The 21,930-nt window shown below is 32.7% G+C and carries 20 protein-coding genes; 10 read left to right on the top strand and 10 right to left on the bottom strand.

All coding sequences use genetic code 11. The features are described from left to right. Position 1: 1 nt before the first annotated feature. A complete protein-coding gene (locus M4I23_RS10535) occupies positions 2–652 on the bottom strand; it encodes a hypothetical protein (protein ID WP_249754365.1) in 651 nt (216 codons plus the stop codon). A 58-nt stretch (positions 653–710) separates the two neighbouring features. On the opposite strand from M4I23_RS10535, the gene M4I23_RS10530 reads away from it, so the two are divergent. The 8 genes from M4I23_RS10530 (at position 711) to ftsY (ending at position 6,064) form a co-directional block, all read left to right on the top strand. After that, positions 711–1,484 (top strand): 3'-5' exonuclease, encoded by a 774-nt coding sequence (locus M4I23_RS10530; protein WP_158844466.1) that lies wholly within the window; start codon positions 711–713, stop codon positions 1,482–1,484. 247 nt (positions 1,485–1,731) lie between these two features. Beyond that, on the top strand, positions 1,732–2,343 hold the full coding sequence (locus tag M4I23_RS10525; RefSeq protein WP_249754364.1) for a fumarylacetoacetate hydrolase family protein: 612 nt from the start codon (positions 1,732–1,734) through the stop codon (positions 2,341–2,343). Further along, positions 2,344–2,685, top strand: coding sequence for an Hpt domain-containing protein (locus M4I23_RS10520; protein ID WP_249754363.1), 342 nt, complete (start codon positions 2,344–2,346; stop codon positions 2,683–2,685). Positions 2,686–2,688: 3 nt separating this feature from the next. After that, positions 2,689–3,942: a CinA family nicotinamide mononucleotide deamidase-related protein gene (locus M4I23_RS10515; RefSeq protein WP_249754362.1), complete on the top strand. Its 1,254-nt coding sequence runs from the start codon at positions 2,689–2,691 to the stop codon at positions 3,940–3,942. Between the two features lie 76 nt (positions 3,943–4,018). Continuing rightward, entirely contained in the window at positions 4,019–4,258 is a 240-nt protein-coding gene (rpmB, locus tag M4I23_RS10510; RefSeq protein WP_158844458.1) for a 50S ribosomal protein L28, read from the top strand. 25 nt (positions 4,259–4,283) lie between these two features. Further along, positions 4,284–4,466 carry a 50S ribosomal protein L33 gene (rpmG, locus tag M4I23_RS10505; RefSeq protein ID WP_042500020.1) on the top strand — a complete coding sequence of 61 codons (183 nt, stop codon included), beginning with the start codon at positions 4,284–4,286 and terminating at the stop codon, positions 4,464–4,466. A 49-nt stretch (positions 4,467–4,515) separates the two neighbouring features. Continuing rightward, positions 4,516–4,668 carry a DUF4295 domain-containing protein gene (locus M4I23_RS10500; protein WP_158844456.1) on the top strand — a complete coding sequence of 51 codons (153 nt, stop codon included), beginning with the start codon at positions 4,516–4,518 and terminating at the stop codon, positions 4,666–4,668. Between the two features lie 421 nt (positions 4,669–5,089). Next, a complete protein-coding gene (ftsY, locus tag M4I23_RS10495) occupies positions 5,090–6,064 on the top strand; it encodes a signal recognition particle-docking protein FtsY (RefSeq protein WP_249754361.1) in 975 nt (324 codons plus the stop codon). Positions 6,065–6,106: 42 nt separating this feature from the next. On the opposite strand, the gene M4I23_RS10490 is transcribed toward ftsY, so the two are convergent. Next, positions 6,107–8,284, bottom strand: coding sequence for a T9SS type B sorting domain-containing protein (locus tag M4I23_RS10490; protein WP_249754360.1), 2,178 nt, complete (start codon positions 8,282–8,284; stop codon positions 6,107–6,109). 86 nt (positions 8,285–8,370) lie between these two features. Next, on the bottom strand, positions 8,371–9,447 hold the full coding sequence (locus M4I23_RS10485) for a serine hydrolase (protein WP_249754359.1): 1,077 nt from the start codon (positions 9,445–9,447) through the stop codon (positions 8,371–8,373). Between the two features lie 157 nt (positions 9,448–9,604). On the opposite strand from M4I23_RS10485, the gene rimO reads away from it, so the two are divergent. Then, entirely contained in the window at positions 9,605–10,909 is a 1,305-nt protein-coding gene (gene rimO / locus M4I23_RS10480) for a 30S ribosomal protein S12 methylthiotransferase RimO (RefSeq protein ID WP_249754358.1), read from the top strand. Between the two features lie 57 nt (positions 10,910–10,966). On the opposite strand, the gene M4I23_RS10475 is transcribed toward rimO, so the two are convergent. After that, positions 10,967–13,276: a chondroitinase-B domain-containing protein gene (locus tag M4I23_RS10475; protein ID WP_249754357.1), complete on the bottom strand. Its 2,310-nt coding sequence runs from the start codon at positions 13,274–13,276 to the stop codon at positions 10,967–10,969. A 121-nt stretch (positions 13,277–13,397) separates the two neighbouring features. Between M4I23_RS10475 and M4I23_RS10470 the strand changes: the two genes are divergently transcribed. Further along, the gene (locus tag M4I23_RS10470; RefSeq protein WP_249754356.1) at positions 13,398–14,063 is read left to right on the top strand and encodes a peptidoglycan DD-metalloendopeptidase family protein; all 666 of its coding nucleotides are present in this window, start codon (positions 13,398–13,400) and stop codon (positions 14,061–14,063) included. A 25-nt stretch (positions 14,064–14,088) separates the two neighbouring features. Here M4I23_RS10470 and M4I23_RS10465 read toward each other — a convergent pair whose 3' ends face one another. From M4I23_RS10465 to M4I23_RS10440, 6 genes are all read right to left on the bottom strand, one after another. Next, a complete protein-coding gene (locus M4I23_RS10465; protein WP_249754355.1) occupies positions 14,089–15,003 on the bottom strand; it encodes a septum formation inhibitor Maf in 915 nt (304 codons plus the stop codon). A gap of 139 nt (positions 15,004–15,142) precedes the next feature. Next, a complete protein-coding gene (locus M4I23_RS10460; protein ID WP_158844440.1) occupies positions 15,143–15,562 on the bottom strand; it encodes a BLUF domain-containing protein in 420 nt (139 codons plus the stop codon). Positions 15,563–15,898: 336 nt separating this feature from the next. Then, the gene (locus M4I23_RS10455) at positions 15,899–16,318 is read right to left on the bottom strand and encodes a BLUF domain-containing protein (protein ID WP_158844438.1); all 420 of its coding nucleotides are present in this window, start codon (positions 16,316–16,318) and stop codon (positions 15,899–15,901) included. Positions 16,319–16,789: 471 nt separating this feature from the next. Further along, complete coding sequence (locus M4I23_RS10450) at positions 16,790–17,944, bottom strand: alpha/beta hydrolase (RefSeq protein WP_249754354.1); 1,155 nt, start codon at positions 17,942–17,944, stop codon at positions 16,790–16,792. Between the two features lie 176 nt (positions 17,945–18,120). Beyond that, entirely contained in the window at positions 18,121–21,474 is a 3,354-nt protein-coding gene (gene secA / locus M4I23_RS10445) for a preprotein translocase subunit SecA (RefSeq protein ID WP_249754353.1), read from the bottom strand. A gap of 197 nt (positions 21,475–21,671) precedes the next feature. Beyond that, complete coding sequence (locus M4I23_RS10440; RefSeq protein ID WP_019387375.1) at positions 21,672–21,893, bottom strand: DUF2795 domain-containing protein; 222 nt, start codon at positions 21,891–21,893, stop codon at positions 21,672–21,674. Positions 21,894–21,930 lie beyond the last annotated feature (37 nt).

Below are 21,930 nucleotides of genomic sequence, written 5' to 3'. Positions count from 1 at the left end.
ATTAGTTATTGTAATTATTTAAGGTGTCTATAAGGGCTTTTTCTGTACATATGTTGGTATATACTTTAGATTTAATTTTAAGTATAAATGGCAGGTTTTTAATACTGTCTTTAGTTATATCTGAATTTTTTAAAAGAAGCTCTAAGTCATTATAATTTTCTATTATATGTTTTGTTTTAAAAGCGATTTTGGAATTATTAAACAGACTTTTAGCATCTTCGCACAGTGAGCAGTTATCAGATTCAAAAATGGTTATGTCTTTGGTTTTTAAAGCATCGTCGATATTTATTTGAAAGTCGTCAAAATCTTTTCGAATGCGTAAACTTTGACTAACTTTATTTACAATAAATTGTTCTTCGTAATTACCCGGTTTATCGGTTAATTTTATGAGAGTAATTAAATGTATTTCACTATTGGCAGGAATAACTTTTAAAACGGGTCTGTTACTACTTCTTCTATAGTCTTTTGTAACTATACGTAAAAAAACGGAGTAGCTCATAGAGTCTGTGTTTTTTGCGTAAAACTCTAAACGTTTGCCGTTTTGCTTTTTTATAAGCGATACTTTTTTGTCTCGTGTTTGCTGAGCAAAACTGAAAAAAGAAATAAAAAGAAACAGAATAAAAGAATATGCTATTTTGTAGTTTGAATTCATAATTTGAACAAATTTAAACAAATTTTAAAAGTATATTTGTAAAAATATTTAATTTAAAATGCAATTAAACTTAACAAAACCCATTTGTTTCTTTGATTTAGAAACTACAGGAATAAATATATCTAAAGATAGAGTTGTAGAGATTTCTATTCTTAAAGTATATCCTAATGGGAACAAGGAAAGCAGAACGTGGTTAGTAAATCCGGAAATGAATATTCCGCAAGAAGTTGTTGAAATTCACGGAATAAGCAATGAGAAAATTGCTAACGAGCCTACATTTAAAGAATTGGCTAAGGATATTTATAGCATGATTAAGGATTCGGATTTAGGTGGATTTAATTCCAATAGGTTTGATATTCCTTTATTAGCTGAAGAATTACTACGAGCAGATATTGATTTTGATATGAAAAGCAGTTTGGCTGTAGATGTGCAAACTATTTTTCATAAAATGGAACAACGTACATTAAGTGCTGCTTATAAGTTTTATTGTAATGAAGAGTTAGAAGGTGCTCACGGTGCGGAAGCTGATACCAACGCTACTTACGAAGTGCTTAAGGCACAAATAGAAAGGTATGATGAATTAGAAAATAACACAAAATTTTTGGCAGAGTTTAGTGCCAGAAATAAGTTTGCTGATTTTGCTGGATTTATAAATTATAATAAAAAGGGTGAAGAGTGTTTTTCTTTCGGAAAGCATAAAGGAAAGCTGGTAACTGATGTTTTGGAAAGTGAACCAGGTTATTTTGGTTGGTTATTAAATGCCGATTTCCCTTTGTATACTAAAAAAGTATTAACAGCCATTAAGTTGCGCAGTTTTAATAATAAAATTTAGGTTAAGCTAGAAGATTATAGTTTTGCTTAAGGGTAAGACATTGGTTACCGCTTAAAGATAATCTTTGCAAGTAGACTTCGCGTTAGGGATTGAACGGCATGTTTGAGCTCCACGACTTTTTAGGAGGGAGCGAGTAGAGAAAGCCCGACCCTTGTGGTAACGCCCAAAAGAAAATAATATAGAAAATAGACTAGAGTTTGCTATTCGTGATGATTTGTTGAGTTCTTGTTTTTAAAAATGAAAAACCGTGAAATTAATCTGCATTGGTCGTAATTACACCGAACACATTGAGGAATTGAATAACGAAAAGCCAACAGATCCGGTGGTGTTTTTAAAGCCTGATACGGCGATTTTACTTAAAAAGCAGCCGTTTTTTATCCCGGATTTTTCTAATGATGTACATTATGAGGTTGAGGTTTTAGTAAAAATTAATCGTGTAGGTAAGCATATTGATAGAAAATTTGCTCACAAATATTATAATGAAATAGGCTTAGGTATAGATTTTACAGCACGTGATTTACAGGCAAAATTAAAGGCCAAGGGGTTGCCATGGGAAAAAGCAAAAAGTTTTGATGGGGCCGCAGTTATTGGTGAATGGATACCTGTTGATAGTGTTGAAAATGTGGATAATATAAATTTTTCTTTAAAAATGAATGATTTTTTTGTGCAAAATGGAAATACGAGCCATATGTTATGGAAAATTGATGAATTAATAGAATATGTGTCGAAATATTTTACTTTAAAGATAGGAGATATTATATTTACGGGAACACCAGCTGGAGTAGGAAAAGTAAACATAAACGACAAGCTAAAGGGATATATAGAAAATAAAGAATTATTTTCAATAACAGTTAAATAAATGGAACAACATTACAAGTTATTTAGAGTGAGAGAGCTAGCGGATAATGACGAAAGTTTTATTGCTGCACTAGCAGAAGCATTTTTAGAGGAAGTACCGGAAGATGCAGAACGATTAAAAAAAGCAGTTGCTGCGAAAGATTACCATGAAGCTTATCAGGCAGCTCATAAAATGAAACCTACAATCGATTTATTTGAATTAGGCGTGCTAGCCACCTTAATTGAAGTACAAGATTGGGGGAAATTCACGAAAAAGGAATTAGATGTTACACCGCAATTAAAAGTTGTGATTACTGCGATAGAAAACGCTGTAGCGGAAATGAAGGTAGATTTTAATTTATAGCTTATGTTAGCAGAAATTATTACCATTGGAGATGAGCTACTTATAGGGCAAGTGATAGATACTAATTCTGCATATATTGGTAAACAACTTAGTAAAATAGGGGTTTCGGTGTATCAAATCACCTCTATTCAAGACGATAAACAACATATTCTTCAGGCATTTAAAGATGCCGAAAGCCGTGTAAATATAATAATAATTACTGGAGGATTAGGTCCTACAAAAGATGATATTACCAAAAAAACGCTAGCCGAATATTTTAATGACACCTTAGTTAGAGATGCTTCGGTGGAAGGAAATATAAAGGATTTATGGCAAAAATATGTACGACAAACACTCTTGCAAGTTAATTTAGATCAGGCGTTAGTACCATCTAAAGCTACTGTTTTAATGAATACATTAGGAACCGCTCCTGGCATGTGGATAGAGAAGGGTGATAAAGTTTTTGTATCGCTACCTGGTGTGCCTTTCGAAATGGAAGGTTTGATTGATGGAGAAGTGGTACCGAGAATAAAAGAAAAATTTGATTGTCCGTTTATTTTGCATCGTACATTATTGATTTTTGGCTTAGGCGAAAGTACTCTAGCTGCAAGAATTGAAGATTGGGAAGATGCTTTGCCGCCCGAGATAAAACTAGCTTATTTGCCAAGTTTAGGTAATATGCGCTTGCGTTTATCAACGAAAGGATTTGATAAGGAAAAAGTGATTTCAGATGTGCAAAAGCAAATAGATCAGCTTATTCCGCTTATCAAAGATGAATTTGTAGGTTTTGAAGAAGAAGATGATTCCATAGAACGTATAATAGGAAAACAACTTACTAAATTAGGTAAAACTGTTGCTACGGCAGAAAGTTGTACTGGAGGTAAAATAGCCGAGCGTTTTACCGCAAATTCCGGTGCATCGGCTTATTTTAAAGGCAGCGTGGTAAGTTATGCTACCGAATCTAAAATAAATATTTTAGGCGTTTCTAAAGAAGCTATTGAGGCCGATTCTGTAGTAAGTGCAAAAGTAGCAGAATCTATGGCACAGCATGTTTTAAAATTATTTAATACAGATTATGCCATTGCCACAACAGGTAATGCAGGACCAACAAAAGGTGATTCTGATGTTGAGGTTGGCACTGTTTATATTGCGATCGCTACAAAAACGGGAGTTTATTCAGAAAAACTTATGTTAGGGAACCTTCGATTAAAAGTAATAAATAAAGGGGCTAACAAGGCTTTTGAGATGTTATTAAAAGAAATTTTTAAAAATAGATAATATTTTGGTTGTCATACCGTAAAGATTTTATATATTTGCACCTCGATTTTAAGCAACAAAATTAAAGTTATATATAATGTCAAGAGTTTGTGAACTTACAGGAAAGAAGGCAATGGTTGGAAACAACGTGTCTCATGCATTGAACAGAACTAAACGCAAATTTAATGCGAATTTAGTAAAGAAACGTTTTTACATTCCAGAAGAAGACAGCTGGGTGACATTAAAAGTTTCAACATCTGCTTTAAAAACAATTAATAAAATAGGTATTTCTGCAGCAATTAAAGATGCAAAATCTAAAGGATTTTTAACGAAGTAATTCGCTGTATTTAAAATAAAAAGAAATGGCAAAGAGAGGCAATAGAATACAAGTAATTTTAGAATGTACAGAGCATAAAGAGTCTGGTCAAGCAGGAACTTCACGTTACATTACTACAAAGAATAAAAAGAACACGCCAGATAGAATGGAGATTAAGAAATTTAATCCAATTCTTAAGCGTATGACAGTTCATAAAGAAATTAAATAATTAGAAATTTTAGTTTTAAAATTTCAAATACCTTAAAAACATATAGGTCATGGCAAAGAAATCCGTAGCATCATTACAAACAGGATCTAAAAGATTAACAAAAGCAATAAAGATGGTAAAATCTCCTAAAACTGGAGCTTACATGTTTGTTGAATCTATAATGAATCCAGAACAAGTAACTGACTTTTTAGCTAAAAAGTAATTTACATTGTTACATAATATTAAAAGCTGCTTTCGTTTTCGAAAGCAGCTTTTTTATTTTTATATTTGAAATAAGAGTTAAAGGCTTTACCTTTAGATAATCAAAATGAAATAAAGGCTAAAAATCTAAAGGTAAATTTTGAATGACTGACAGATTAGCAGAAAAATATTTGTGGTAAGGAATTTGACAATATCATTTTGTGCGTTACCGCAAGGGTCGGGCTTTTCGCAGTCGCTTTTTTGTGTCGCATAGGTGCAACAACACAAAAAGAGCTTCAACAATGCTTCAATCCCTAACGCGAGTATCTGCTGAGTTTAGTTAATAAAAACAGCGAGATAGAACGTTAAAAATATATTTACCATAACGGTAAGAAACAACAAAATAAAAAGAGCATAACCACTCTATAACAACTAACAAGAAAATGAGCTTTTTTAAAAAAATATTTTCGTCAGATAAAAAAGAAACCTTAGATAAAGGATTAGAAAAAACAAAATCTAGTTTTTTTGGTAAGCTTAGTAAAGCGGTAGCCGGAAAATCTAAAGTGGATGCTGAAGTTCTAGATAATCTTGAAGAAGTATTAGTTTCTAGTGATGTTGGAGTAGATACCACACTAAAAGTTATTGAGCGTATTGAAGAACGCGTATCAAAAGATAAATATTTAGGAACAGAAGAACTTAATAAAATTCTTCGTGAAGAAATCGCAGCACTTTTAAGTGAAACAAACTCTGGTGAAGACACCGAATACACCATTCCTAGTTTACCAAAACAAGCTGATGGAAGAAAAACACCTTATGTTTTAATGGTTGTAGGCGTAAATGGTGTAGGTAAAACTACAACTATTGGAAAGTTAGCATATCAATTTAAAAAGCAAGGACTTAATGTTGTTTTAGGCGCAGCTGATACGTTTCGTGCGGCAGCTATAGATCAATTACAGGTTTGGGCAGATCGTGTAGATGTACCAATGATTCGTCAAGAAATGGGAAGTGATCCTGCATCTGTAGCCTTCGATGCGCTAAAATCTGGAGTAAATCAAGAAGCTGATGTTATCATTATTGATACTGCAGGACGTTTACATAACAAAGTAAATTTAATGAACGAGCTTACAAAGGTAAAACGCGTTATGCAAAAAGTTGTTGTAGACGCACCTCACGATGTTCTTTTGGTTTTAGATGGCTCTACAGGGCAAAATGCTTTTGAGCAAGCTAAGCAGTTTACTGCAGCTACAGAGGTAACTTCTTTGGCTGTAACCAAATTAGATGGTACAGCAAAAGGCGGTGTAGTAATTGGAATTTCCGATCAATTTAAAATTCCTGTAAAATACATTGGTGTTGGAGAAGGTATTGAGGATTTGCAAGTGTTTAATAAATTTGAGTTTGTAGATTCATTTTTTAAATAGGAATCTTTAAAATGAGGCTTGCAAGTTTATAGATTTTAAATATTATCTTTTCAACGTAAAGTGCCCAGTGTAATCTTTTCCATTTGCTCGTGTAACTACAAACCAGTAATCTGAAGTTGGCATGTTTTGTCCGCTATAAGTACCATCCCATGAGGATGTTGATCCTAAATTTTTGAGGAGTTTTCCATATCTATCATATATTTTAACCGTTAAGTTAGGTTCTGTTTCAGAATACTTTATAGACCATGTATCATGGTACCCATCATTATTAGGTGTAAAATATTTAGGAGAATTCAATAAGTAAACTTGCTCTTGAGTGGTACCGCAACCATTTTTATCTCTTACATAAATTATATATTCTCCAGCTGTTAATGCTGTAAATGTATTACTGTCTTGAAAAGTTATATTATCTATAGAATATTCATAATCACCTAGGCTTAATTCAGATAAATTAACAGTTATCATATTGTTGGAATCCGTCCAGTCTTCAATATCAATATTCGAAATAACAGCGGTATTAGATAATACAATTTCAAATTCTTTTGTTGAGGAACAGCTATAAGTGTTATGATCTTGGGTTACTGTTACAGTATAGTTACCAGTATCTTCAATAGTAGGTGTTATTGTTTGTGAGGTATCTCCAGTAGACCATAAATAGCTATCAAAACCATCTCCGGCATCAATAGTTATATTATTGTCATTTTCACAAATACCAACAAAATCGGAGATTGTAATTATGGGAGAATCTTGTAAACTGATTTCAATTTGTGCAATTTGGTAACAATTATCGGCAGAATCGATTCGTGTGTATATAATTGGAGTTTCTAAAGACCAATTAAAACTTGTAGGAACTGATATTTTTCCTTCATCATCGTTCTCTGCATTAGATTGCGATGTAAAATAAGTAAAAACACAATCGCTACAGTCTGTTATTTCCGATTCGTAAATTGTTAAATCGATCGTTTCTTGGCTATCATTTAGATTATCACAAATCTCGGTAGATATATTATTTATAATAAGACTTGGAGCTATTATAGAAACTAAAACAGCAATTCTATCATCACTTTCACAACCACTAATGGTTTCTTTTGCAGCATAATATGTTGTTCCATCAACGAGGCTGTTTGTATTGGCTAAAATATTTCCTTCGGTTAGACTATCATACCAAATAGCTGTGGAATTAACTTGAATATCTGCAATTTTCGCAGCTTCCGTTGTACAAAAAACTTGTTCTGGTTCACCGGTTAAGGCTTCGGGAGTTTCAATAATTTCAATATTAAAATTGTCTGAAGTAATTCTACAAGACGACGTATTTATGTTATTTCCGTTAGCCACGGTTAATCGGTATAAAAAATCACCCGCTATGCTTGTGTCGGTAAATATATAATTTGGTGTAGTTTCTCCAGAAATGTCATTCCAAGTTAGTCCATTATTATCTGATGATTGCCATTGATATCGAGGATCTGAATATCCAGAAGATACTGATGCTTGAAATGTAGAACTTACATTTTCATTTTGGCAAACCGATAAGTTGCTTTTATCTTGATTATCTATTGTATTACTTATTGTTGGACCACAGGGCTTAAAAGCAATATCATCTAAAGCAATGTCATTTCCTGGATGTGCACTTGGTGCAATATTTAATATGGTTATAATCACTTCGGTTTCGTCCTCTAAAGTAAAAAATAAGCCATATTGTAGCCAAGTACCGGATGATGTTTGAGAGATATCGCCGGTGTTGTTGGAGCCTAAAATATTGCCGGATGAATCACTTATACGAAACGTAACATCAGGATGATATTGATCCGTTCCTATAGCAGGATTCATTATATTTATTAGCCAAGCAGAAAACTCATAAGTTGTATTAGCACAAAGTCCGGTTACTGTTTTAGTGTAAAAAACACCTTCATCTGCTAGTACGGCACTATTTATAACCATCATGTAACCATTTGTGTTTCCAGTATGATCGCTAGTAACATGCCAAGCATTGCTTTTTAAACCGCTAGTAGTATTTGCAATAGTATATTCTCCTTCGTCTAATTCTCCGTTACTATATGTAAAGGCCGTAATAGAAGAATCTAAAGCACCTCCTTTCGAGGTTCCCGATCCAAAGTTTATTTCGACTACTGGATCTCCTAAGCTACCTTCACATAGTTGCGCATAATTTTGTAAATAGAAGCAGAAAAAAAATAGTGATGAGAGGGTCAGTTTTTTATACAAAGTGTTTTTTTTAAAGATCGATAGCTAATTATATTAATCTTTAGATACGTTCTTTGAAAAAAACTTGTGCTTTTTAGTTTTTAATTCTAATTAATTACTGCATTTATTTTTCCCCAAAAATCGTTATCAAAACTAGAAAGTGCAAAATTTTCTTCAGTAGCAGCTTCACCCATTCTAACAATTACTAATTTTTTGCTAGGAACGATATAAATTTTTTGATCGTTTTTTCCCAATGTGGCAAACATATCATCGGGAGCATTAGGAATTAATTTTCCGCTAAATTCGTATTGGCTTTGCGGTAAATGATAGGAGGGTTTTCCATTAAGCCACCATAAATAGCCATAAGCTTCATTAATATTTTGAGACGTACTTTTTGCTTCATCTATAAAATTTTCAGAAATAATTTGTGTGTTTTCCCACTGGCCTTTGGCGTAAATAAGATGTCCAAAACGTGCCATGCTTCTTGTATTACTCCAATAGACGCTTAAATTGTTAAGATCGATCCATTGGCCACTCATTCCAATTTTATCTTTCAAATTTTCAGTAAAGTAATCGTTCCAATCTTGGTTGCTTGCTGCCGCAACTACATCTTGCATTTTTACATAGACATTATGGTATGCCCAACGAGATCCTGCATTATCAATATATTGAAGGTTATCTGGAGAAACATCATCACCTAAAGTATCGTTTAAACCAGAATCCATTGATAACAAGTTTTTACAAGTAATTAAGTTTTCTTGCTCTAATGTAGTGCTCGTCCAAGCTGTTCCTAAATAATCAGAAACTTTATTATTAATATTTATAAGTTCGTTATCTTGTGCAATCCCAACGGTTGTAGATGTTAATGTTTTTCCTGCGCTCGCCCAATACCAAAATTTAGAATCAGTATGGGCGTTCATATATGTCTCAACTACAATTTTTCCATCATGTAAAATTATAAAACTCTTGGTGTTTTTTTCTTCTAGATAATCAAGAAGCGGTTGTAGCTCTGCTTCATTCCAACTTAAATCAGAGATAGATTTTGTTTCCCAAGTGTCGGAATTTATCGGTGGAAAATAAGTGGATACTGTATCGATTTCTTCTTCAGGTTTATTTGAATTTTCCGAAGAACAACCAAAAATAAAAATTAATAAAACTAGATATACGTGTAACGTATGCTTCATAATTAGAAATGTTAATGTTTTGGACTTTCAAATATATAAAAGGTTTAATTAATTATAATCGTTGAATTTTAAACAAAAGCAAGTATATATTGTTATTCTACAATCATTCATCATAAATCAATCAGCATTGCGTATCTTTGCACACTTAATTTTTGGTATGAGAACAAAGACACTTAAAAAGAACAAAATCAACGTAGTAACACTTGGCTGTAGTAAAAATGTTTACGATAGCGAAGTATTAATGGGGCAACTAAAAGCCAGCGGAAAAGATGTTGTTCATGAAGAAGAAGGGAATATTGTGGTAATCAACACTTGTGGGTTTATCAATAATGCTAAGGAAGAAAGTGTAAATACTATTCTTGAATACGTACAAAAGAAAAACGATGGCGACGTAGATAAAGTATTTGTTACCGGTTGTTTAAGTGAACGTTACAAGCCAGATTTAATAAAGGAAATACCAAATGTAGATGAGTATTTTGGGACTACGGAGTTGCCAGGATTACTAAAGGCTTTGGGTGCTGATTATAGACACGAACTTATTGGAGAGCGTTTAACAACTACGCCAAAAAACTATGCGTATTTAAAAATTGCTGAAGGTTGCGATAGACCGTGTAGTTTTTGTGCCATCCCTTTAATGCGAGGAAAACACAAGAGTACACCTATTGAAAACTTGGTTATAGAAGCTGAAAAATTAGCAGCAAAAGGCGTAAAAGAATTAATCCTTATTGCTCAGGATTTAACGTATTACGGACTAGATATATATAAAAAACGAAACTTAGCCGAGCTTTTGGGAGCTTTGGTAAAAGTTGACGGTATCGATTGGATTCGTTTACATTATGCGTTTCCAACTGGTTTCCCTTTAGATGTGCTTGATGTAATGAAACGCGAACCTAAGGTTTGTAATTATTTAGATATTCCTTTACAACATATTTCCGATTCACTTTTAAAAAGCATGCGTCGTGGAACAACTAAAGCAAAAACGACTAAATTGATTCATCAATTTAGAGAGGCCGTTCCAGAAATGACGATTAGAACAACCTTAATTGTTGGTTATCCAGGTGAAACTGAAGAGAATTTCCAAGAATTAAAACAATGGGTAAGCGATATGCGTTTTGAGCGTTTAGGTTGTTTTACTTATTCTCATGAAGAAAACACACATGCTTACACGTTAGAAGATGATGTTCCAGAAGAAGTTAAAATGGATAGAGCGAACCAAATAATGGAAATTCAATCCCAAATTTCATGGGAATTAAATCAACATAAAATAGGGCAGGAGTTTAAAGTAGTTATCGATCGTAAAGAAGGTAATTATTTTGTTGGTCGTACTGAATTTGATTCTCCAGATGTAGATAACGAAGTATTAATCGATGCGTCTAAATGTTATTTAAAAACAGGTGAATTTGCAACTGTAAAAGTAACGGAAGCGGAAGATTTCGATTTATATGCTGAAGTATTAGCGTAAAAAAGCGCTTATTTAGGGTTAATAGAATTAGAAGCACAATAGAAGGAAGAACCGGAATTAGTATAAAATTTCAAGCTTCTGTTGTGCTTCTACTTTTATTTTACCAGAATTAGTTAGTGCATTTTCTTGATGCTTGTTGTTTTTTTTGCCCCATAATATAGCAATATAATCAACGGGATTATTTTCAAAACGATTATGGCTTAAGTCAACATTAATAATACCTTTTGTTTTAAGTAGAACTTTTGTTTTTTCATTTTCTGAGCAGTTAGTAAATGAAGAATTACTAACTGTTAAAACGCCTCCAATTGTAGATTCGTCGTATCCTCCTCTAAAAAAGTGGATAACGTTATTCTTTACATTATTAAAGTTACAATTAGTGATAGTAAGCATTTCGGCATTGTAATCTCCTTTTTCTTCAGCAGCCAAAATAATACCATTATCGCAATTTTGTATCGTGCTGTTGCTAAATGTAATATAGTCGGCAAATGATCCTTTGGTTGCTTTTAGAATATAGCCAAAACCTTCAATTGTTGAATTGTTTATATCCAAATTATAAGCAGCAGACATGTTTTCGTCTAATGGTTTAAATGCAGATTGATTGTTTTTTCCTGTTAGAATGATATTGTCTAAATACAGAAAACCATACGGGTGCATTTCAAAAGCGGGTTGGTTTTTAGTACTGTTGAAAATAAGTTTTGTTTTGTTTTTAGAACGAATAATTATTTTTTTATTAATTATTATTGGGTTACTAAAAGTATATGCTTCATCTACTAATTCTATGATATCGCCACTTTTAGCTTGTTCAATTTTTTGAAGAAGATTAGTTTGGGTAGCTTCAATAATATTTGATTCTGCTTTTTTACTTTCTACAGAAAACCATTGAGGCCCATATTTTTTCTTATCTATAATAAATTTTTCGGCGGCACTTATGTTACAAATAGCACCAATACTATTTTGGTTTGTTCTAGAGCTTCCAAATAAATCCGTTTTTATTTTATCAAAGTCGTAGCCATAATAAATACTATCCGTTAAAGCGGCTTGAGCATTTTCTGGTGCAAACAACCACGTATTAATTTGCTTCATTTTAATAGTCTTGTTTTTTAATAATTTTTTTTCTGAAAATGAATTACCATCATTATCTAAAATATTATTATTAAACTGTATGCCATCAATATTGTCATGATTAAAAACTGGTGTTTTATCTGGGTTATGATTAAATATTATATTGTTTGCAATTATGGATCGAACCGGCGGTGCCGAACGAATTTCGCTTGGCGGAAGGACATTTACGCTCTTTAAATTTTGACCAACACCTAATTGCCAAGGCGACTTACAATCTATCCAAGTATTATATGCAATAACAACATCGGTAACTTGTTTATAACGATTTAATGAGGACATAGGAATACCATTCATTACTGCAAGCGGACTTCTGAATTGTTCACCTTTTATTTTATAAAAATAATTATTTGTAATCCAATGGCCTGTGCTTACAAGACGTATACCTCCATAAAAATCAGAATCTTCTCCACCTATAAAAATGTTACTATCTACTGTTGAAAAGCTGCCATGACGTAATACAAGCGAACCTTCAGATTTGTAAAAAATATTGTTTCTAAAAGTATTAAAATTCGTTTTGTCGGATATAATTTCAACTTCGCCATTACAAGCTTCGAAGTAATTGTTCGAAACATTTACAAAGCCAGATGTCATGGACGTTTTACTGTCTCCAATACGTATGGTTTCTCCTCTTGGTCCTCCTTTTCGTGGGCGCGGTCCAAAATAATTATTCACTATTTGGTGGTAGTTACTGCTGTGTTCATTTCCATCTTGAAAGACTCTTAAAGTTTCTCCATCATTAGATTTTCCGGTAATATAACAGTTTTCTAAAGTGTTGTGTTTTCCGTAGAATTCAATCCATTTATCATTCGTTAACCTACTTGGTTTTGTGAAATTTTCTATAGCGCAATTAGTTACTCTTGTGTTAAAAGCCGTTTTATCTTCTCCTATTTTATAACGAATAATACTAGAAGATGGTGAATATCCGTTTTTAAAATATAAATCTTTTATAATAAGATACTCACCTCCTAAATGTAAATAAGATTCACCTTCGATAAAAACTTTCCCTGGAGTTTCGGCTCGTAAAATTATTGGGTTATCTTTATTTCCGTGACCATAGAAATTAATTTTTATATTGGTCCAAATACCATTTGCTAAAATAATTTCATCACCAGCTTTTACATGTTCAATGGCTTTTTTTAGAGCAGTTTCATTTTTTACGTATAGCTTGTTTTCTTCCGATTTAGGGTTTCCATTACAAGAAAAAAAAAGGAATATTGTGGTGAATGCTATAATTATTTGTTTCATTTAGTTGAAATTTTAATTGTAGAAGTTCAAGGTACAATATTTTTAAATGAGGAATTAGTTTAATATTTTTAGATTCTATACTTTTTAAGTAAATATGAATTCGAATAAATTTTTATTATTAATGGAAAATACTCTAGATAGTGCGTTTCCGGTATTAGGGAAGGATATTCCTAAAAGTAAATATACCCCAATAAGTTTATCTGAATCTAACAAAGTATTAAACACGATAGATGTCTCATCGTCTGATAAGTTAGCTCGCTTTGTAAATTTCCATATCAATAAACATAAAGCAATGGTGGCTTATGGCGGTTATTTAGAAGTACGTAATATTTATAAGCGGAGTAAACATTTTAACAGTCAAGCTGAAGAAGAACGAAACATTCATTTAGGAATAGACTTATGGTGTGAGGCAGAAACTCCAATTTACACACCATTTGATGGAGTAATTTATAGCTTTCAAAATAACACTAATTTTGGCGATTATGGACCAACAATTATTTTAAAACATATTATTGACGAAGTCGTTTTTTATACGCTATACGGGCATTTAAGTTTGTCTTCGATAGAGAATATAGAAGTTGGAAAAACGTTTATAAAAGGCGATAAAATAGCTATTTTAGGAGATGCTTCTGTAAATGGGGACTATCCACCACATTTACATTTTCAAATTATAAAAGATATTCAGGGGAGGTCTGGCGATTATCCTGGTGTTTGCGCTAAAAAGGATCTAGAGTTTTATAGAAATAATTGCCCTGATCCAAATTTATTATTAAGGTTAGGTATTTAAAAGTGTTTTAAAAAAATGGAATGGATTACTTAACTAAAAGTAATTCCTTTCTCATTTTTTCATCAGCTACAGATTTTTGGTTCCAATATGGAGATTTTAAGCTTTTTTTCAATTTAGCCGTTGTTATTAAGCCATCACCATTATCTTCAGTCCAAGCCATTATTTTAAATGGAAATTGATTTTCAACATCGATAGTAATTGTTCTTTTTTGGCTAGGGATTTCAATCTTATATTTAATAAGGTTTTTCGTTGCCGTTTTTCCAATTAGCGCTTTAACTGGCTTAACTTCTTGATAGGTAAAACGACTTTGTATAATTGATGGTATTAATTCTATTTCTCCTATTGGTAATTCTCCGTTATTAATGCGTATTCGGGTAAAAAACTCATCTTCTAACAACGTTACTTTTATTTTTCTCTCTAAATCACCTTGAGATTCGAAGTAAGAAAATTGCTTATAGTGATAATTATTATCCTCTAAATTTAATTGAGTAAACGTTATACCACACCATTCTTGTATGCTATTTGTAGCTTTAAGTGTATTAGGGTAATCTTGTGTGTTAATTGGAGTGAAAGTAGATGTTAGTATGGAATAGTCGTAAATACCTGTGTTGAATTTTCGAACATTATTCAACTTCATAACCGTTACATCATCTTCAGGTGTTTTTTTTGGGTTGTCTAATTTAACTTGCTTGCTAGCAGAAAAAGGTTCGGTTACAAAAACAAGAACAACCTCTCCGTCACGGATTTCTCCATATCTTGCTTGTTTTAAATCGTAACTATTTAGCTCTGCTACTCCCGAAAACCAGTAATCATTAAAGTTATTTGCTTTAACTGATTTTGTATTTACTGTAGAATTTTGAGTAGCCTTTTTCTGATTAGAATCACAATTAAGGAATGATAGAAAAATGACAAAAACTAAGTTTATTAATTGAGGATTCATATAAAAAAAATGATTTATTAAAAAAAACGCTACTCAAGTAAAGTGCTTGATTCGATATTTATCGTTTTATAGTCGTAATAATTTGTATTTGCTTTCGGAATTATTTTAAAGCTTATTATATTCTAAAGGGTTTAACTCATCAGTCTACAAAATTATTTCGCAAGAGGGTAGCTACTTCAGGTAGATGTGTAATTAATTCTTCAATTACATCTGGATCTGTTAAATCGGTTCTAAAACCTGGTAACATACTCAATTCTGCATCATCAAAATCGGCACAACCCATAGCCCAATTAGTAAAAAGACGATTTTCTACCATGCTATCGCGAATAATTTTTAAATCTTTATGCCGAGGATCTCTATGGAGACGTTCTAAAAGATCGTCAATAACTTTGGGATCGCCTTCTATAATTTGAAGAAAATAACCTTGTTTATGCATAAGAACGCCACTAATGTTGTCGATAGAATTATAACCTCGTGAATCATGTAGTAGGTCTAATAAATGACGTTTGCTGAATTTTTCCACAGCTTGACTCGAGTAGATAATGCGGCGAAGTATCATATTCAATTATTTAACTTCTAATGTGTCGATAGACCTTAATGAACAATATTAGAGCTTAGACAAATTTATGATTTTTTTCTTACAAAGTCAAGTGTGGATTTTCTTAATTGTGTATGAAATTTAGATTTGATTCGCTAAAGTTGGTAATGTTTAGTTTTCGGTATTTATAACTACAACCCTTCTATACAAATTGGTTCATTCGTAGGACTTAGTCTAAAATAATATGAGTATAATTCTAATTTATAAATTGTATAAAGGGATTTATCTTAATTCCGGTATAACAACTATACATGTCAGAAGTGTATAAATTAAGAATGAATTGATTTTGTATTGCAATTAATTTAAGAAATTTTCTTTTAAAATACTGGCAACATCAGGTAAGTTCGTAATTAATTCTTCAATCACTTCTGGGTTGGTTAAATCGGTTCTTAAACCTGGTAGCATACTTAGTTCGGGATCGTCAAAATCTGTACAGCCCATGTTCCAATTAGAAAACATTCGTTTTTTTATAGTACAATCATGTAGTATTTTTAGATCCATATGGCGTGGATCTTTTTCTATACGATTAAAAAGATCATGAATCATTATGGGATCACCTTCAATAACTTGAAGAAAATAACCTTCTTTATGCATAAGGACGCCGCTAATGTTATCTATGGAATTAAAACCACGAGACTCATGCAGTAAATCGAGTAGTTCGCGTTTATTAAATAGTTTTACAGCTTGACTAGAGTAGATAAGGCGGCGAAGTGTCATATTTGGGGTATATGATGTTATTAATTTTATAAAGTAAAAATGGAGTTTCGTTTAACTAGCTCTATTAAAACTTAAGCAAATTTATAGTTTTTTTCGGTCGTAATAAACTTTTTATCTTGTTTTTGTGTGTTTTATGGGTTTTTTCAGCCTTTAATCGATGTTTTAGCAAGTGTTAAAGGATTCGTTAAGAAAAGTGTTACCACTGGCGGGAAATAAAGAATATGGATTAGAGTGTTTTATTATGAAGATAAACCATTAGGTATATGTTATGTTGGAACTCCTTTTGGATATGGTTTTTGAGGTGTATACAGATACTACTGAATTAAATTATTGTGTAGAAGTAGACAAGTGAAAGATTAGCTGCGTGTTTTAGTTACTTTTTTTAGCAAATAAATGACGGACAGCGAATCTTCAAAAACTTTTGTAAGCAAGCTGAAAACTAGTAATTAATTTACATGGTATTGTGCATTGCTATTCCTGTTTCATTTTCAGTAACACGTCTTTTCCTGTTTCATTTTCTGGATTCAATTCAATTGATTTTTCATACATTTCAATTGATTCTGCTTTCCTATTTGATTTCAATAAAGCTTCCCCATAACTATCAAATGCATTCCAACTATCTGGAAAGAGTATGGTATTCAATTTAAAAATTTCTAAAGCTTTTTCTAATTCTTCATTTCTCAAAAACGTATAAGCCCATTCATTCAAATCACTTTCTGAATGTTTATTTTCCATTTCTGTTTTTTTAGCTTGAATAGATAACTCAATAGCATTATCTAGAGCTTTTTGCAGCAATACGTTTTGTTGATTTTTATCTAGTGTTTCTGAATATGCTTTAATAATTGTATTGATAATTAGCCCTGGATTGTCCTGAAATATCGCATGAGCACTTCCGTAAGCTATAATGTTTTCTACATTATTCTTATGATTATTAAACTCATTGTGAAGCTTTCTCCATCGATTTGAAAGAACCTCTGGAAAACCTGAAAAGGAGTTTTTAGGAAAAATATTGATAACAGGGATACTGTTTGGGAATTCCATATTTCTCATGTGTCGCATTGTTTCATTGAAATTTACATTCAAATAATAGTCGCCTGAAGGTTTTTTTATAGAACTTATATCAACATTGTTGTCTCTCATTGTTAGCAGTTCATCATTCCAGAAATTACTAAGAGTAGCATCTATTAAAACAACCGACTTAACTTTTTTATGATGTTTATGTGCGTACAATAGATTATACAACCCACCGTACGAATGGGAAACCAGAATGATTTCATTGTTATAACCCAACTTTGAAAGACCTGTTTCTAGTTCTGTTATACCATTTTCTATTCCAAAATCCGAATCGTTTTTCAAATTTGGATTTAATTCACTTGTTCCAAAACCAGATCGGTCGTAAGTAATTAATGTAGTGCTAGTAACGTTATAAATTTTTTCTAATATGTTGTTCCAAACAGAAGCATCATTACCTCCACCAGCTTCAAAAAGAATAGGAGTTCCTTCTCCTTTTATTATTTTGAAATGCATTTTATACCCACCAACGTCTACTAGCGTATCAAGGGTTTGAGAATGTATTGATAACGATAAAAAGAAAATTATTAAGAATTTAAAATAGAAATGTCTCATTTGGTCAGCAGTTTAAAGTTAAATAATTTACAACGCCGCGATATTATTTGTTGCTAAGTTATTGTTTTTTTTGAAATAAAATCAAGTTGGTATTTATGGTTGAAAACAAAAAAATCCCAATAGAAACTATTGGGATTTTAGATATTCCGCTTTAGCGAAACAATATGTATAGTGTATTATTCTTCAACTAAAACCCAGTCACCTTTAGCTAAAAGCGGTTCGGCTTGTTTGTATTTAACGGTTTTGTTTTCGCCATTAATAACATGTTTAATAGTAACACGATCGTTACGACCTATTTTTGGCTTATCGCGCACTACGGTTTCCACAACATCCGGTTGGCGTTGTGTATTTCCTGCAGCTCTACTTTGTGCAGAACGTTCGTCTAAATTAGGGATTTCTTCTTTTTGGGTACTTAATTGTTCCTGTTTACGCTCACGGGCTTCCTGAATAGTGTCTTGAGTTTCCTGAGGCAATTCACCTTTAAATAAGAATGAAATTACATCTTTGTTTACCTCGTCTATCATAGTTTTAAACAATTCGAAAGCTTCAAACTTATAAATAAGTAAAGGATCTTTTTGTTCGTGTACTGCTAATTGTACAGATTGTTTCAACTCGTCCATTTTACGTAAATGCGTTTTCCAAGCATCATCAATAATGGCTAAAGTAATATTTTTTTCAAAATCGGTAATTAATTGTTTTCCTTGTGTTTCGTAAGCTTTTTCAAGATCGGTAACTACGTTTAAAGTTTTGGTACCATCTGTAAAAGGGACTACAATACGTTTAAATTTATCACGTTGCGTTTCGTATACATTTTTAATAACGGGGAATGCAGTATCAGCATTACGAGCCATTTTTTCTTTGTAATTCTCGAAAGCAGCTTTATAAATTTTTCCAGTAACCTCTTGAGCAGAAAGTTTTCCAAACTCAGCCTCAGTAACTGGAGAACCCATTGAGAAATAGCGAATTAATTCGTACTCAAAATTCTTATAATCACTAGCTGTTTTATTAGTTTCAGAAATACCTTCCGATGTATCGAAAATCATGTTTGCTAAATCTACACGCAAACGCTCTCCGAAAAGTGCGTGGTGACGACGTTTGTAAACTACCTCACGTTGGGCGTTCATAACATCATCATACTCTAATAAACGCTTACGAACACCAAATTGGTTTTCTTCCACTTTTTTCTGTGCGCGCTCGATAGATTTAGAAATCATAGAATGCTGAATTACTTCACCTTCCTGTAATCCCATTTTATCCATCATTTTGGCAATACGCTCACTACCAAATAATCGCATTAAATTATCTTCTAGAGACACGTAAAATTGAGAACTACCTGGATCTCCTTGACGACCAGCACGACCACGTAATTGTCTATCTACACGACGCGAATCGTGACGCTCTGTACCAACAATGGCTAAACCACCAGCGGCTTTAACCTCGGCAGATAATTTAATATCTGTACCACGACCTGCCATATTGGTAGCAATTGTAACTTGCCCAGATTGCCCAGCTTGATCTACAATTTCGGCCTCTTTTTTATGTTGTTTCGCATTTAATACATTGTGTGGAATTTTGCGAATGCTAAGCATTTTACCAAGCAATTCACTAATTTCTACAGATGTTGTACCAATTAAAACTGGACGTCCAGCTTCAGATAATTTTGTAACATCATCAATAACCGCATTGTATTTTTCACGCTTTGTTTTATAAACTAAATCTTCTTTATCATCACGAGCAATTGGGCGATTGGTTGGGATTTCAACAACATCCAATTCGTAAATTTCCCAGAATTCTCCAGCTTCAGTAACCGCTGTACCTGTCATACCAGACAGTTTGCGATACATTCTAAAGTAATTTTGAAGTGTTACCGTTGCAAAAGTTTGAGTAGCATCTTCAATTTTTACGTTTTCTTTGGCTTCAATGGCTTGATGTAACCCATCGGAGTAACGACGGCCATCCATAATACGACCCGTTTGCTCATCTACAATCATTACTTTATTTTCCATCACCACGTATTGGGTGTCTTTTTCAAATAAAGCATAGGCTTTTAAAAGCTGATTTAAAGTATGAATACGCTCAGATTTTATTCCAAAATCTTTATATAATTCTTCTTTAAGGTTGGCTTCATCTTCCGACGAAAGTCCTTGGTTTTCAATTTTTGCAACCTCAAGTCCAATTTCTGGTAAGATGAAAAAATCTGGATTATCTTTCCCAGAAATATATTCAACACCTTTATCAGATAATTCAACTTGGTTATTTTTTTCTTCAATTACATAGTACAGCTCTTCATCAACCTTAGGCATTTCACGGTTGTTGTCTTGCATGTAATAGTTTTCCGTTTTTTGAAGTAGTTGTTTAACACCTTCTTCAGATAAAAACTTGATTAAAGCTTTATTTTTAGGAATACCACGGTAAACGCGTAGTAGTTTTAAACCACCTTCTTTAGTATCGCCATCCTTAATAAGTTTTTTAGCTTCCGCCAAAACACCTGTTAAATATTTACGTTGTACAGATACAATATCATCTACTTTAGGTTTAAGTTCTGTAAACTCATGGCGCTCACCTTGCGGTATTGGGCCAGAGATAATTAATGGTGTACGTGCATCATCTACTAAAACAGAATCCACCTCATCTACAATGGCGTAGTGGTGTGGTCGTTGTACTAAATCGTCTGGCGAATGTGCCATGTTATCACGTAAATAATCGAAACCAAATTCGTTATTTGTACCGTAAGTAATATCGGCGTTATAAGCTTTTTTACGAGCAGCCGAGTTTGGTTGGTGGTAATCCACACAATCTACACTTAAGCCATGGAACTCAAAAATAGGCGCCATCCATGCGCTATCACGTTTCGCTAAGTAATCATTAACCGTTACTAGATGCACACCTTTGCCAGCTAAAGCATTTAAGTAAACCGGTAAGGTTGCAACTAATGTTTTACCTTCACCTGTATGCATTTCTGCAATTTTACCTTGGTGCATGGCAATACCACCAATAAGTTGCACATCGTAATGTACCATATCCCAAGTAATGGCTTTTCCAGCAGCATCCCAAGAGTTTGCCCAAGTGGCATTATTACCATCTAAGGTAACATAACCTTTTTCGCCCGAAATTAAACGGTCGAATTCATTTGCGGTAACAGTAATTTCTGTGTTTTTTGTAAAACGTTTAGCCGTTTCTTTAACCACAGCAAAAGCTTCTGGTAAAATAACGTTTAAAATATCTTCGGTAATTTTGTAAGCATCGTCCTTTAATTTATCTATTTCTAAATAAATATCCTCACGGCGGTCAATATCTTCAGTGTTTTCTGCTTCATCAACTAAGCTAGCAATATTATCGTTTGTAGCTTGCGTTGCATCTGCAATTTTAGCTTTAAATTCAATAGTTTTTGCTCTTAATTGATCGTGCGATAAAGCTTCTAAAGCTGCCTCGTATGTATTAATTTGTTTAACTAAAGGGCTAAGGGCTTTAACATCTTGTTTTGATTTATCGCCAACAAAAACCTTTAGTATAGAATCTAAAAAAGTCATGTTTATTATTTTATATAAATATATTTTCTAGGAAAACCCTAGGTGTTTTTCAGTTAAAAAAATGTGTTGAAACATTCCTTTTTACAGGTCATAAAAAGCACAGAAATATCCACGCCATTACTAGCTTCAAATATACATTTTAGAACAAAAAAAAAGCCCCAATTCGAGACTTTTTAACTATTCTTTATGCTATATTTTTAATATTCATCCTCATTCCACAGATAATCTTCATCTGTTGGATAATCCGACCATATTTCTTCAATCGAATCGTACGAATCACCTTCGTCCTCAATCGACTGTAAATTTTCTACAACCTCTAAAGGTGCACCAGTTCTAATGGCGTAATCTATCAATTCGTCTTTGGTCGCTGGCCAAGGCGCATCACTTAAATAAGATGCTAATTCTAAAGTCCAATACATGTGTTAATGCGTTTAATTTTTTGCAAAAATAAATTTT

It is taken from the genome of Algibacter sp. L4_22, from assembly GCF_023473045.1.
GTDB lineage: Bacteria > Bacteroidota > Bacteroidia > Flavobacteriales > Flavobacteriaceae > Algibacter.
The sequence above is the reverse complement of the archived record's forward strand: the minus strand, read 5'-3'. Positions and strand labels throughout refer to the sequence as shown.